The following is a 13,094-nucleotide window of genomic DNA, read 5'->3' as shown; positions in this document are numbered from 1 at the left end:
TCATGCATTACGAAACAGTTGTTCTGGACATTACGGACGGTCTGGCGGTTCTGACCTTGAACAGACCTGACAAAATGAACGCTCTGACAACTCAGATGCGCGCTGAAATTACCCATGCAATGAAAGACGCGGCAACCCGAGCCCGGTGCATCGTGATCACCGGCGCTGGTCCCGCTTTTTGCTCCGGGCAGGATCTGGGCGATGCGTCCTCAACCGGCAAGATCGATTTGGAGCGGTCCTTGCGCGACGAATACGAACCAATGCTGGAAACGATCCACAGCTGTCCGGTTCCCACAATTGCGGCTGTAAACGGTGCTGCGGCCGGGGCAGGGGCGAACCTCGCCCTTTGCGCGGATGTTGTGATCGCAACTGAAAGCGCGTATTTCCTGCAAGCCTTTGCGCGGATCGGTTTGTTACCGGATGCCGGAGGAACTTGGTTCATGCCGCGCCAGATGGGGCTGGCCAAGGCGATGGGTGCGGCGTTGTTCGCCGACAAGATCAGCGCGAAACAAGCGGATGACTGGGGCTTGATCTGGGAATCTGTGCCCGATGACATTTTCGCCGCGCATTGGCGGAAACGGGCAGAATACCTGGCCAATGGTCCGACAGCAGCCTACGGCGCGATCAAACAGGCCATTCGTGGAACTTATGAAAACACATTGCCTCAGCAGCTTGCGACCGAAGCGCATCTGCAGGGCGAATGTGGTCGCTCGCGCGATTTCGCCGAAGGTGTGGTGGCTTTCATGGGAAAACGCCCTCCGAAATTCGAAGGGCGCTAATTCATTCAGGCGCGGCGGCGGCGGCGCGTGCGGCGTTCAGGGACAGCCTCGTCGCCCGTTCCATCAGAGGCCGACGTGAACGGACCTAACGCATCAGTGATCTGATCCAAAGTCGGGCGTTCGCCGCGCGAGGTGGTATCCAAAGCTTCACGCATCTTGCGCAGGTGATCTGGCATTGTTCCGCAGCAACCGCCAATGATTGTCGCGCCGGCATCGCGTGCCATAGCTGCATACTGGCCCATAAGTTCGGGCGTGCCGTCATAATGGATGTGACCATCCACGTATTTCGGAATGCCCGCGTTACCCTTGGAGATCAGGGGACGCTCTGTGCCTTGCGCTGCAAAGCCCAGAATTGTGCGCAAAATGTCTGATGCGCCGGTTCCACAGTTTGCACCAAAGGCGATGGGTGGGTTGGGTAGCGTTTCGACCATTTGCGCCAGATCGGCCGAGGTCACACCCATCATTGTGCGCCCAGCGGTATCAAAGCTCATCGTGCCACACCACGGCATGTCAGCCAGTGCAAATGCTTCGGCCGCGGCGCGGAACTCTTCAGGGGCGCTGATGGTTTCCACCCAGAGCACATCAACTCCGCCTTCTTTCAGCGCTGCTGCTTGTTCGTGGAACATTTCCACCGCGTCGGAATGCGTCAGGCTGCCGACCGGTTCCATGATTTCACCGGTTGGTCCAACAGATCCTGCAACCACGACGGGACGCCCGGCCTTGTCTGCCACCTCGCGTCCGAGTTCAGCGCCGATGCGGTTTAACTCGCCCACGCGATTCTGAGCATCGTGCAGCTTGAGCCGTGCGGACGTACCGCCAAAGGTGTTGGTCAGAAACAGGTCACTGCCCGCATCCACCGAACCCTGATACAGCGCCCGGATCTTGTCGGGGGCGTCCACATTCCAAAGTTCAGGTGCGTCACCAGACTGCAAGCCCATGTTGAACAGATTTGTCCCGGTCGCACCATCAGCCAAAATGGCATCTTTGGTTTCCAGAAGCTTGCTCAGCGCGTTTGTCATTGGGTTATTCCAGAAAAAGGCGCAAAGCGCCGTTAAAAATAGAGACGCCCCATGTCACATGACAGGGGCGTCAAATCAAATTCATAAAACTCATGAAGATCATGAGCTGTGTAAGAAAACCTTAGTCGGCCTCGCTCATGACCTGAGCTTTGGCTTCGGGCAGAATCTCGGCCATCTTGGCGCGGATTTCTTCGGCCGAAGACAAATCACCCAGATCACCGGCGACTTTGCGGACAACGTCTTCGTGTCCGGCTTCTTCGAAGTCGGCGACTACTACGGTCTTGGCATATTCTTCGGCTTCTGCGCCGGATTTGCCCAGCTTTTCTGCCGCCCACAGGCCCAGCAGTTTGTTGCAGCGGGCCTGCGCCTTGAACTGCATTTCTTCATCATGGGCAAACTTGGCTTCAAAGGCGTTTTCGCGTTCGTCGAACGTGGTCATTGGGTGAGGACCTCTTGGGTTACATCTTCTTTCCTGATGATATGACCATACGACGTCCCGGGCGCAAGGTATTTGCGCTGCGTCAAAGCCTCTCGGGTACATGAACTTGCGGGAAAAGAGTGCTTGCACTATGAGGACGCCAACGAGAGGGGACTCATTCCCTTTGGTCAGACTGGAAAGGTCGCTTATGGCGCGTCGCAAGAAAATCTACGAAGGCAAAGCCAAGATTTTGTATGAAGGCCCCGAACCGGGCACGATCGTGCAGTATTTCAAGGATGACGCCACAGCATTCAACGCTGAAAAGAAGGACGTGATTGACGGCAAAGGCGTGCTGAACAACCGCCTGTCCGAATTTTTCATGAACGGCCTGACCCAGATCGGTATTCCGAACCACTTTATTCGCCGCCTGAACATGCGCGAACAACTGGTGCGCAATTGCGAAATCGTTCCGTTGGAAGTGATCGTTCGAAACTATGCCGCCGGATCGATGTCTAAACGTCTGGGCATAGCAGAAGGGACACAGCTGCCGCGCCCGATCGTTGAATACTGCTATAAAGACGATGCGTTGGGTGATCCTCTGGTCACCGAAGAACATATCGCTGCCTTTGGCTGGGCCAGCCAACAGGACATGGACGATATCCTCAGCCTAGCGCTGCGCGTGAACGACTTCATGAGCGGTGTGATGCTGGCGGTTGGTATCCGCCTTGTGGACTTCAAGATCGAAATCGGACGCATTTTCGAAGGGGATTATCAGCGTTTGATCGTGGCTGACGAAATCAGCCCCGACAGCTGCCGCCTTTGGGACATCGAAACCGGTCAGAAGCTGGACAAAGACGTGTTCCGTCGTGACCTGGGCAATCTGACCGATGCGTATTCAGAAGTTGCGCGCCGTTTGGGTGTGCTGCCGAATACCAATGTCACCAAGCCGACACTGATCAACTGACCCGTTCAGGGAACTTTTGTTTCAACTAAAATGCGCCGCGGCAAAAACCACGGCGCATTTTGGTTTTTGCGGTCTGGGCAGGTTCATCTGTTGATTATCAACCAAAAGAGTTGCTTTGCGTGGTGACAACTGCGGCAAACTGCTTGGGAAACAGGGTTGTCGAAAACGGTCAGGCACGCTATCCCCCGCGCAACGAAATGGGCCATGGATAGCGGCCCGAAGGTGGAGGTGCCAAAATGAAAGCACGGGTTCATGTGATGCTCAAGAACGGGGTGCTGGACCCGCAGGGCGAAGCAGTTCGGCACGCATTGGGCGCAATGGGCTTTGATCAGGTCGAAGGTGTCCGTCAGGGCAAAGTGATTGATCTTGAACTGGCTGATGGCGTGACCGAGGCAGATGTGACCGAAATGTGCGAAAAGCTGTTGGCCAACACCGTCATCGAACGCTACGAGATCGAACTGGTCTGATCGAATGCGGGCCGCGCGTCTGATCACTTACCGTCGACCGCTTGAGGTTGCGACCGTGCCCGATCCCGAACCCGCCGAAGATGGTGTTGTGGTTCGGGTTTTGGCGTGTGGCGTGTGCCGATCCGATTGGCATGCATGGTCAGGCGCGGACCCGGACGTAATCCTTCCGATGACACCCGGTCATGAATATTGTGGTGAGGTTGTCGCGGTCGGTTCTCGGGTCACCCGCTGGCGGGTGGGCGACAAGGTCATCGCGCCGTTCATTCTGGCTTGCGGGCATTGCGCAGACTGCGCGCAGGGGCACCAGACAATCTGTAATGACCAGATTGTTCCTGGGTTCACCTGTGATGGTGCTTTTGCGGAATATATCGCAGTGGCCCATGCGGATGCGAACCTCACAGCACTGCCTGACAGCATTGCGCCCGAAGTTGCTGCAGCCTTGGGGTGTCGTGTGACAACGGCCTGGCAGGCTTTGGTCGGACGGGCGCAGGTTCAGGGTGGGGAATGGATTGCTGTCTTCGGCGGCGGCGGTGTTGGGATTTCCACGCTGCTTTTGGGCAAGGCCCTTGGCGCACGGGTCGTCGTGGTCGACATTGTGGATGACAAGCTGAGCTATGCACAGTCTTTGGGGGCTGATGCGGTTGTCAATGCCACAACATGTGATGCGCCGCAGGCCGTTAAAGACATCACCGGTGGCGGCGCGCATGTTGCGATTGAGGCTTTGGGCATCGAAGTCACAACCGTATCTGCGATGCGGTCGCTGCGCAAAATGGGCCGCATGGTGCAGATCGGCATGCCGGCCGGTGATCACACACAGATGGCTTTGCCGATGGACGTGCTTTATTCCGGCCAGCTTTCTGTTTTCGGAACGCGTGGCATGCCAAGCTGGCGCTACCCGTCTTTGTTGTCGCTGATCGCAGGGGGCGGGATTGACCTGAGCCCGCTGGTCACACGCAAAATAACTCTCAACCAGGTGAGTGCTGAGCTTGCCGCCTTTGACCACCCAACCCCTCCGGGCGTTGCAGTGGTTACAGATTTTGTCTCGTAGGAGGGCCCGCCATGCGCGCAGCCGTAATCGTATTCCCCGGATCCAACTGTGACCGAGACCTCGCCGTCGCATTCGAGCAGGCCGGTTTCAAGGTTGATATGGTTTGGCACAAAGACGCGGCCTTGCCCGACGGTGTTGATATCGTGGGCGTACCGGGTGGCTTTTCCTATGGCGACTATCTGCGCTGCGGTGCCATCGCCGCCAAATCTCCGATCTGTAAGGCGGTGGTCGAGCATACCGAACGCGGCGGTTATGCTGTGGGTATTTGCAACGGATTTCAGGTTTTGACCGAAACCGGCATCCTGCCTGGCGCGTTGCTGCGCAATGCCGGTCTGAAATACATCTGCAAAACAGTGGGCTTGAAGGTCGAAACAAGCGACAGCGTGTTTACCGGGGGCTATAATGCAGGCGACGTGATCGGTATCCCAATCGCGCACCATGACGGCAACTACTTCGCGGATGACGAAACACTTGCGGCCCTGAAGGATCAGGATCGTATCGCGTTCACCTATACCGAGAATCCCAATGGCTCGGTCGGCGACATCGCTGGCATCCTGTCCGAAAACCGCCGTGTAATGGGGATGATGCCTCACCCCGAGCGTGCGGCAGATGAAGGGCATGGTGGCACCGACGGAGTGGCGCTGTTCCGCGCATTGTCAGGTGTGTTTGAAGCAGCGTGACTTGAGGTCGCGCGCGCCCGCGCGTAACGTCTGGCCATGAACTCGGACGTGCGATCAGCTTGGTCAAATATGTTGAAACCGCTTCGCGGTGCTCCGCTGGGCTGGCGGTTGCGCATTGCTGTTCTTGTTCTTCTTCTTGCGACTATTACCACGGTCTGGATTACCAATAGCCTGTTGACCGACAGGTTCACGGAATCCACGCGAAACCGGGCAGAGCTGCGACTGGCCCTGTACTCCGGTAACCTGCTGAGTGAGTTGCGTAGAAACTCGATCGTGCCACAGTTGCTGGCACGAGACCCGACGCTCATTTCGGCCCTGCAATCCAGTGATTATACGTTGTCGACCCAGCGCCTGATTTCCTTCGTTGAAGAAATTGGTGCGGCCTCGCTGATGCTTTTGGACAGTGATGGTCGAACCGTTGCTGCAACGGATCGGAACAAGCTGGGTGAGGGGCACAGAAATACAGCTTATTATGTGGATGCCATCCGGTCTAATGCCACGATCTTCTCGGTCATTCCCAGGGAATCCGGCGGATACAGCTTTGTCTATTCCCGACGACTGGAAAACGGATCGGAAATTCTGGGGGTCATCGTTGTCGAGGTCGACCTTCAGAAATTCGAACGTGCCTGGGCCGGTATTTCGGACGCGGTGATGGTCACCGACAGTACCGGAACCATCATCCTGTCTACCGAGCCCCGCTGGCGTGGGTTGGAAGAGAGCACGGCGATGCTGAGGCAACCGCCGCAGGGCGCAATTCAACGCGCCATTCGGGCCACAACCGATTGGACGGCTTTGCCGCCGGACGCCTACCTGCAAGGCGAGGCCGTGATGCGCATGGAAACACGCATCCCGTTCCGGGGTTGGCAAATGACGTCGTTCACCACCTTTGAGTCGATCCGCGAAAAGGTGAACAGTGTGCTTGCTCTGGAAATCATGGGATTTGCAATTCTTCTGGCGCTGACGTTTTATGCGCTCAGCCGTCGGGCGACCCTTCGCATGGCGCTGTTTCAGCGCGAGTTGGCAGAGCTTCGCGCATTGAACGCACGGCTACAGCGGGAAATTGCTGAGAGGGAACGGGTTGAAAAGACGCTGGATTTGGCGGAACAGACCCTTGCGCAAAGTTCGAAACTGGCCGCCTTGGGCGAGATGTCGGCTGCGGTCAGTCACGAGCTTAATCAACCTCTGGCTGCAATGAAAACATATCTAGCCGGGGCGCGTCTGTTGTTGCGGCGCAACCGACCGGAAGAAGCGCTTGCCAGCTTTGGACGCATCGACGGTCTGATCGAGCGGATGGGTGCGATCACGCGCCAGCTCAAGTCTTATGCCCGCAAAGGGGCGGATGCGTTTTCGCCTGTAAACCTTGGTGAAGCGCTGGCCTCGGCCTTGTCCATGATGGAGCCGCAACTGCGTCAGCGTCATGTGAAGATCACTCAGATCCTGCCGGAAGAACCTGTCATGGTGATGGGGGACCGGATGCGGATCGAGCAGGTGATGGTCAACCTTTTGCGAAACGCGCTGGATGCCACCAAATCGGTAGCAGAGCCGGATGTGGAAATCATCCTGGCGGCGGGCGAAATGGCGGTTCTGACCGTGCGGGACAACGGGCACGGTATCGAGGATATCGAGAACCTGTTCGAGCCGTTCTATACTACCAAACAGCCTGGCGACGGGGTTGGACTGGGGCTTGCCATCTCGTCGGGGATCGTGAACGACCATGGGGGACGGCTGACTGCGCGCAACGGCCATTATGGTGGCGCGGTGTTTGAAATGCAGTTGCCAGCACTGGGAAGCGACGGCCTTGAGGCCGCGGAATAACGAGGAATGACTATGGCACAGGCCATGAAAATTGCCATTGTGGATGACGAACAGGACATGCGCCAGTCGATCAGCCAGTGGCTTGCTTTGTCCGGATACGACACTGAAACCTTTGCCAGCGCGGAAGATGCGCTCAAGGTTCTGGGACCGGATTACCCGGGGATCGTGATTTCGGACATCAAGATGCCGGGGATGGATGGCATTCAGCTTTTGAAAAAGCTGATGGGGGCCGACAGCACCCTGCCAGTTATCATGATCACGGGGCATGGCGACGTTCCGATGGCGGTTGAGGCGATGCGCGTCGGTGCGTTCGATTTCCTTGAGAAGCCGTTTAACCCTGATCGCATGTCCGAACTGGCCAAACGCGCCAGCAATGCACGCCGTCTGACACTGGACAACCGGGCGCTGCGGCGAGAGCTGTCGGGTGGCACGCAGATTATGAACAAGCTGATCGGTGCCAGCCCCGTAATGGAACGGCTGCGTGAGGATATTCTGGATCTTGGGCAAGCCGACGGTCATGTGTTGATCGACGGTGAGACGGGAACCGGCAAAACGCTGGTGGCGCATGCGCTGCATGCGGTGGGCAGCCGCGCAGGCAAGAAGTTTGTTCTGGTGTCCTGCGCCGCGTTGGAGGAAGACGCGCTGGCCAAGCGCCTGTTTGGCCCGATGATGCCCGAGGATGCGCAACTGCCGGCCATCGAAGAAGCACGCGGCGGGACACTGGTGCTGGAAGATGTTGAGGCGCTGAGCGATACCTTGCAGGCCAAACTGCTGAGCGTGATGAACGAGCAGGGCACCCCTGCGGAAACGCGGATTGTTGCGATTTCGAACCTGCAGGAAGCGGGGAAGACATCCGAAGACGTTCTGCGCCCCGACCTGTTCTATCGGTTGGCGGCATTGCGGATCACCATGCCGCCACTTCGTCAGCGGGGTGAGGACATTCTTACCCTCTTCACGCGCCTCAGCGAGCAATTTGCAGAGGAATATGGCTGCGATGCCCCTCAGGTCAGTGCGCAGGAAGCAGCACAGCTGCTGCAAGCGCCTTGGCCGGGCAATGTGCGCCAGCTGATCAACATTGCCGAGCGTGCCGTGCTGCAATCACGTCGAGGATCAGGAACGATTGCGTCGTTGCTGATGTCCGATCATGAAGAGATGCAGCCAGTGATGACCACCGAAGGCAAGCCGCTGAAGGAATATGTCGAAGCGTTCGAGCGGATGCTGATCGACAATACAATGCGCCGCCACAAGGGGTCGATCGCGTCGGTTATGGACGAATTGTGCCTGCCGCGCCGGACGTTGAACGAAAAGATGGCGAAATACGGGCTTCAGCGATCAGACTATCTTTAACCGTTGCGAATGGGGGCTCTGCCCCCGTCGCCTTTGCCGACTCCCCCGAGGTATTTTAGGCCAGATGAAGAGATCCCGCGCTGCGTCGGCGGTCTCGATGCAGTTTGCCCATTGTCTTTTCCACAGGACTGCTTTTATTGTGTTCGGACGGGCCGGGCCTTTTTAGCGCTCTTAAGTCCCGAATCTTTGAGTTTCGCTGCTTTGCTGCACGTTAATTTCGCTGCGAAGCAGACCGATTGTGCCCCGATTGGGGGCAGTGGAGTACCTGAGCCCGATACGTCGGGTGAAAGGAATAAGTGGGCGGGCTGCAGAAACTGCGCCTGTCGGAGAAGAACCGCGATGACGCGCGCGCAACGATTGAGAGACCGGGCAGGGGGCCACAGCGCCAGACCCTGCCGCGCGCCGTCTGAAATCGCCCTGACAAGACACCTCCCCAAAAGCGCCTGTCCGCCTGGACAGGTCAGGACAACGCGTTTGGCGCGGTGCACCAAGGAAACATGGCTAAGAAAATGCTTATCGATGCCACCCACGCGGAGGAAACCCGCGTCGTGGTGGTCGACGGAAACAAGGTCGAGGAGTTCGATTTTGAATCCGAAAACAAACGCCAGCTTGCTGGCAACATCTACCTTGCAAAAGTAACACGGGTTGAGCCGTCGCTGCAGGCGGCGTTTGTCGACTATGGCGGGAACCGTCACGGATTCCTGGCTTTTTCGGAAATTCACCCGGACTACTATCAGATCCCCGTCGCCGACCGTGAGGCGTTGATGGAGGAAGAGCGCGCCTATGCCGAGGCGATGAAGGCGCGTGACGAAGCCGAAGAAGCCAAGCCCAAAAAGCGGCGGTCTCGTTCGCGTTCCAAGGCGGCAGATGTGAAGTCGGACGATCCGGTTGAGACAATGGAGGTTTCGACCGAGCCAACCGGTATGGAAACCATCGATTTGGCCGATGGCGAAGATGCAGAGGTGCCCGAGGGAACCTCTCCGATGGAGATCGTGGCTGAAACACCGGTAGAAGAGCCGGAAGACAGCGATGCGACTTCGGCAGAAACTGCGTCAGATAACGCGGCAGAAGAATTTGTTTCTGAGGTGGAAGACACGTCTGCATCGCCCGAAGAAGCCGGTGGCGACACAGGTGAAGTCAGTAAAGACGCTGGTGAGGCCTCAAGCGATGAGACAGAAGTAAGCGCAGAAGCTGATAGCGCATCGGCGGATGAGGCGGTTGCTTCTGACGATGTTGAGACCTCTGGTGAAGCTGCTGCAGATGCAGACGGCGATCAGGGTGCGGAAGACGAGGATGCTGAAGGCAAGAGCGCCGATGCCTCGTCGAAAGACGACTCGATTGAATCTGTAGCTGACGAAGATGACAGCGAAGACATCCGTCCGCCACGCAAACCGCGCCCGCGTCGTTACAAGATTCAGGAAGTCATCAAGGTTCGTCAGGTCCTGCTGGTGCAGGTGGTCAAGGAAGAGCGCGGCAACAAGGGTGCTGCACTGACAACCTATCTGTCTTTGGCCGGTCGCTATTGTGTATTGATGCCGAACACCGCGCGCGGTGGCGGTATAAGCCGTAAAATCACCAACGCCGCCGACCGCAAGAAATTGAAAGAAATCGCGGCGGACATTGATGTGCCGACCGGGGCTGGTCTGATCATCCGCACTGCGGGTGCTAAACGCACCAAGTCCGAGATCAAGCGCGACTATGAATACCTGCAGCGTTTGTGGGAACAGATTCGCGCACTGACTTTGGAGTCGATTGCGCCAGCGAAGATCTATGAGGAAGGCGATCTGATCAAACGGTCGATCCGCGATCTTTACAATCGAGACATTGATGAGGTTCTTGTTGAAGGCGAAGGCGGTTATCGCATCGCCAAGGACTTCATGAAAATGATCATGCCGTCCCACGCCAAGAACGTGAAACGGTACGAAGATGCCCTGCCTTTGTTCGCGCGCTATCAGGTGGAAAGCTATCTGGCGGGCATGTTCAACCCGACTGTGCAGCTGAAATCCGGTGGCTACATCGTGATTGGTGTGACCGAAGCTCTGGTCGCCATCGACGTAAACTCGGGGCGCGCGACCAAAGAAGGCTCGATCGAAGAGACCGCGCTGAAGACAAACCTGGAGGCCGCCGAAGAGGTGGCGCGCCAGCTGCGTCTTCGGGATTTGGCCGGTCTGATCGTCATCGATTTCATCGATATGGACGAGCGCAAGAATAATGCAGCGGTTGAAAAGCGTCTGAAGGACAAGCTGAAAACTGACCGCGCGCGCATTCAGGTGGGCCGGATTTCCGGCTTCGGTTTGTTGGAAATGAGCCGCCAGCGACTGCGCCCCGGAATGATCGAGGCCACGACTCAGCCTTGTCCGGCCTGTCACGGCACAGGTCTGATCCGTTCGGACGACAACATGGCCCTGTCGATTCTGCGTCAGATCGAAGAGGAAGGCACACGCCGTCGTTCGCGTGAAGTTTTGGTGCGTTGCCCGGTCAGCATTGCCAACTTCTTGATGAACCAGAAGCGTGAGCACATTGCTCAGATCGAAGCCCGGTATGGCCTGTCTGTGCGGATCGAAGGCGACATCCACTTGGTGAGCCCCGATTTCTCGATGGAGAAATTTAAAACCGCCAGCCGGATTGTGCCTGAAGCCACTGCGCCTGTCGTTTCTGTGGATGCGTCTCTGATGGACATGGTGGACTCGTCTGACGAGGAAGAGGTTGAGGAGGAAACCACCCCAACCGAAGATGATGCCAAGCCCAAGCGCAAACGTCGCCGTCGTCGGCGCAAGAAGGGTGGGGGCAATGGTGATGCCGCAGAGCAATCCAACGAAAGCTCCAAAGGAGAGGCGCAGGAGAACGCTTCTGGTGATGCCGCCGATGAAGAAGGTGCGGCTGACGTCGTAGAAGCGGAAGCGGCAGAGGAAGAAAAGCCTGCCAAGCCCAAGCGTAAACGTGCTCCGCGTCGCCGGAAAAAGGACGTTGCGGCCGAGGAAACGGTTGAACAGGCTGAAGCAACTGAAGGTGTTGAAGCTGAGACCGTAGCTGAGGCGCCTGTGGCCGAGGACGCTGCAGAAAACCCTGAGGCCGAGGTGCCCGAGGTGGCTCAGGAACAAGGCGAAACTTTTGAGGCGGAAGCTGAGACTGTTGAGGTTTCACCAGAGGAACCGGTGAACGCAGAAGAGGCCAGTGTCGAGGATGCGCCAGCCGAAGAGACGTCTGTTGTTGTGGAAGAACTCGCGGCGCAAGCGGTTGAAGAGGTCACGGCTGATGAGGTTGAGCCCGCAGTAGAAGCTCCTGTGGAAGAGACGCCTGAGCCTGTACTGGAAACAGTAGCAGAAGAACCGGAACCAGGCCCCGCCAAGCCGAAGCGACGCGGGTGGTGGTCGCTGGGTAAATAACGAAAAGGCGGGCTGAGGAGCCCGCCTTTTTTGTAACCCGAAGGTTTTTTAGACGGCTTTTTGGATCAGATAAACCTGATGCGCCCCGTCAAGTTCTTGAGACAGAAGCTTGTGTCCGGCCTCGGAGCAAAAATGTGGAACATCGACGATAGCCGCAGGATCATCGGCCAGCACCCGCAGTACGGCCCCTGCAGGCAAGGATTTAAGCCGTTTGCGGGCTTTGAGAACGGGCAGAGGGCACAAAAGCCCAACAGCGTCCAATGTATCTGTAATCTCGGTCATGCATTTCGGGATAGGACCAAGTTGAAATATTGTCCAGATTCCAACCACGAGGATGTGACTGAATGGCCCCGTGACGGATCGACATTCATCACTTATGTGCAGAGACATGTTCGGAATTGAAATCATAGACGCGGGCCTGTTGCCCGCCATGTTTGTCGCGCTGTTGGGTGGCTTGATCAGCTTTCTGTCACCATGCGTGCTGCCCATCGTGCCGCCTTATCTGGCGTATATGAGCGGCGTCACAATCAACGAGATGCAGGACGAGGCCCGTGCGCGGCGCAAGGCAACGATGTCGGCATTGTTCTTTGTTATGGGTCTGTCGACCGTCTTTCTGCTTTTGGGCTTTACCGCGTCTGCCTTCGGGGCGTTTGTTCTTCAGAATCAGGTGCTTTTTGCCAAGCTTTCGGGTGCGGTGGTGATCGTGTTTGGTCTTCACTTCCTGAACGTATTCCGCATCCCGTTTCTGGACCGCGAAGCGCGGATCGATACCGGTGATTCCGGTGGCTCGGTTTTTGGGGCGTATATTCTGGGTTTGGCGTTTGCCTTTGGCTGGACGCCCTGCATTGGGCCTCAGTTGGGTGCGATCCTTTCGCTGGCGGCGAATGAGGCATCAGTGGCGCGTGGTACGGTATTGCTGGGCGTCTACGCGGCGGGGCTGGGTATTCCATTCCTTCTGGCGGCTATGTTCCTGAACCGATCGATGACCGTCATGAACCGCATCAAGCCTTACATGGGTACGATCGAAAAGGTCATGGGTGGATTGCTGTTGTTCGTGGGCATCATGCTGATCACCGGTCTGTTCACACGGTTCAGCTGGTGGTTGCTGGAAACCTTCCCGGCATTGGCAAATTTTGGATGAACCGCTGACCCCCTTACCTTGACCTCAAGC

General features: G+C 57.2%; 12 protein-coding genes. 9 read left to right on the top strand and 3 right to left on the bottom strand.

Translation table 11 applies throughout. The features are described 5' to 3' along the window. Nucleotides 1-2 precede the first annotated feature (2 nt). Nucleotides 3-779, top strand: a complete 777-nt coding sequence (locus tag ACXADZ_RS09110; protein ID WP_475195346.1) for an enoyl-CoA hydratase-related protein — start codon at nt 3-5, stop codon at nt 777-779. A 5-nt stretch (nt 780-784) separates the two neighbouring features. Here ACXADZ_RS09110 and bmt read toward each other — a convergent pair whose 3' ends face one another. Together bmt and ACXADZ_RS09100 are read right to left on the bottom strand one after the other, a co-directional pair. After that, nucleotides 785-1,798 (bottom strand): betaine--homocysteine S-methyltransferase, encoded by a 1,014-nt coding sequence (bmt, locus tag ACXADZ_RS09105; protein ID WP_475195343.1) that lies wholly within the window; start codon nt 1,796-1,798, stop codon nt 785-787. A 121-nt stretch (nt 1,799-1,919) separates the two neighbouring features. Next, nucleotides 1,920-2,237: a DUF1476 domain-containing protein gene (locus ACXADZ_RS09100; RefSeq protein WP_171089847.1), complete on the bottom strand. Its 318-nt coding sequence runs from the start codon at nt 2,235-2,237 to the stop codon at nt 1,920-1,922. Nucleotides 2,238-2,424: 187 nt separating this feature from the next. Here ACXADZ_RS09100 and purC point away from each other — a divergent pair, with 187 nt between their 5' ends. The 7 genes from purC to ACXADZ_RS09065 all read left to right on the top strand — a co-directional run bounded on the left by purC (nt 2,425) and on the right by ACXADZ_RS09065 (nt 11,923). Continuing rightward, nucleotides 2,425-3,180: a phosphoribosylaminoimidazolesuccinocarboxamide synthase gene (purC, locus tag ACXADZ_RS09095; protein ID WP_171089849.1), complete on the top strand. Its 756-nt coding sequence runs from the start codon at nt 2,425-2,427 to the stop codon at nt 3,178-3,180. 236 nt (nt 3,181-3,416) lie between these two features. Continuing rightward, entirely contained in the window at nt 3,417-3,647 is a 231-nt protein-coding gene (gene purS, locus ACXADZ_RS09090) for a phosphoribosylformylglycinamidine synthase subunit PurS (protein WP_475195336.1), read from the top strand. A gap of 4 nt (nt 3,648-3,651) precedes the next feature. Next, nucleotides 3,652-4,695: a zinc-dependent alcohol dehydrogenase family protein gene (locus ACXADZ_RS09085; protein ID WP_475195333.1), complete on the top strand. Its 1,044-nt coding sequence runs from the start codon at nt 3,652-3,654 to the stop codon at nt 4,693-4,695. An 11-nt stretch (nt 4,696-4,706) separates the two neighbouring features. Then, nucleotides 4,707-5,375: a phosphoribosylformylglycinamidine synthase subunit PurQ gene (gene purQ, locus ACXADZ_RS09080; RefSeq protein WP_171183047.1), complete on the top strand. Its 669-nt coding sequence runs from the start codon at nt 4,707-4,709 to the stop codon at nt 5,373-5,375. 69 nt (nt 5,376-5,444) lie between these two features. Beyond that, nucleotides 5,445-7,190 (top strand): sensor histidine kinase, encoded by a 1,746-nt coding sequence (locus tag ACXADZ_RS09075; protein WP_475195328.1) that lies wholly within the window; start codon nt 5,445-5,447, stop codon nt 7,188-7,190. A 12-nt stretch (nt 7,191-7,202) separates the two neighbouring features. Beyond that, on the top strand, nt 7,203-8,537 hold the full coding sequence (locus ACXADZ_RS09070) for a sigma-54-dependent transcriptional regulator (protein ID WP_050603452.1): 1,335 nt from the start codon (nt 7,203-7,205) through the stop codon (nt 8,535-8,537). 497 nt (nt 8,538-9,034) lie between these two features. Further along, nucleotides 9,035-11,923 carry an Rne/Rng family ribonuclease gene (locus tag ACXADZ_RS09065; RefSeq protein WP_475195325.1) on the top strand — a complete coding sequence of 963 codons (2,889 nt, stop codon included), beginning with the start codon at nt 9,035-9,037 and terminating at the stop codon, nt 11,921-11,923. 48 nt (nt 11,924-11,971) lie between these two features. On the opposite strand, the gene ACXADZ_RS09060 is transcribed toward ACXADZ_RS09065, so the two are convergent. Then, entirely contained in the window at nt 11,972-12,205 is a 234-nt protein-coding gene (locus ACXADZ_RS09060; protein ID WP_475195318.1) for a sulfurtransferase TusA family protein, read from the bottom strand. A 106-nt stretch (nt 12,206-12,311) separates the two neighbouring features. Here ACXADZ_RS09060 and ACXADZ_RS09055 point away from each other — a divergent pair, with 106 nt between their 5' ends. Next, nucleotides 12,312-13,064, top strand: coding sequence for a cytochrome c biogenesis CcdA family protein (locus ACXADZ_RS09055; RefSeq protein WP_171089861.1), 753 nt, complete (start codon nt 12,312-12,314; stop codon nt 13,062-13,064). The last annotated feature ends 30 nt before the right edge of the window (nt 13,065-13,094 follow it).

This window comes from Ruegeria sp. ABM4_193 (assembly GCF_056158705.1).
Note: the sequence above shows the minus strand (reverse complement) of the source record. Positions and strands in the feature narration are given on the sequence as shown.

Bases quoted from the DNA above. Each gene is read 5' to 3' on its own strand.
- ACXADZ_RS09110 (WP_475195346.1), top strand. From the start codon at position 3: ATGCATTACGAAACAGTTGTTCTGGACATTACGGACGGTCTGGCGGTT.
- ACXADZ_RS09075 (WP_475195328.1), top strand. From the start codon at position 5,445: ATGTTGAAACCGCTTCGCGGTGCTCCGCTGGGCTGGCGGTTGCGCATT.
- ACXADZ_RS09085 (WP_475195333.1), top strand. From the start codon at position 3,652: ATGCGGGCCGCGCGTCTGATCACTTACCGTCGACCGCTTGAGGTTGCG.
- purS (WP_475195336.1), top strand. From the start codon at position 3,417: ATGAAAGCACGGGTTCATGTGATGCTCAAGAACGGGGTGCTGGACCCG.
- ACXADZ_RS09065 (WP_475195325.1), top strand. From the start codon at position 9,035: ATGGCTAAGAAAATGCTTATCGATGCCACCCACGCGGAGGAAACCCGC.
- ACXADZ_RS09060 (WP_475195318.1), bottom strand. From the start codon at position 12,205: ATGACCGAGATTACAGATACATTGGACGCTGTTGGGCTTTTGTGCCCT.
- purC (WP_171089849.1), top strand. From the start codon at position 2,425: ATGGCGCGTCGCAAGAAAATCTACGAAGGCAAAGCCAAGATTTTGTAT.
- ACXADZ_RS09070 (WP_050603452.1), top strand. From the start codon at position 7,203: ATGGCACAGGCCATGAAAATTGCCATTGTGGATGACGAACAGGACATG.
- bmt (WP_475195343.1), bottom strand. From the start codon at position 1,798: ATGACAAACGCGCTGAGCAAGCTTCTGGAAACCAAAGATGCCATTTTG.
- ACXADZ_RS09100 (WP_171089847.1), bottom strand. From the start codon at position 2,237: ATGACCACGTTCGACGAACGCGAAAACGCCTTTGAAGCCAAGTTTGCC.
- purQ (WP_171183047.1), top strand. From the start codon at position 4,707: ATGCGCGCAGCCGTAATCGTATTCCCCGGATCCAACTGTGACCGAGAC.
- ACXADZ_RS09055 (WP_171089861.1), top strand. From the start codon at position 12,312: ATGTTCGGAATTGAAATCATAGACGCGGGCCTGTTGCCCGCCATGTTT.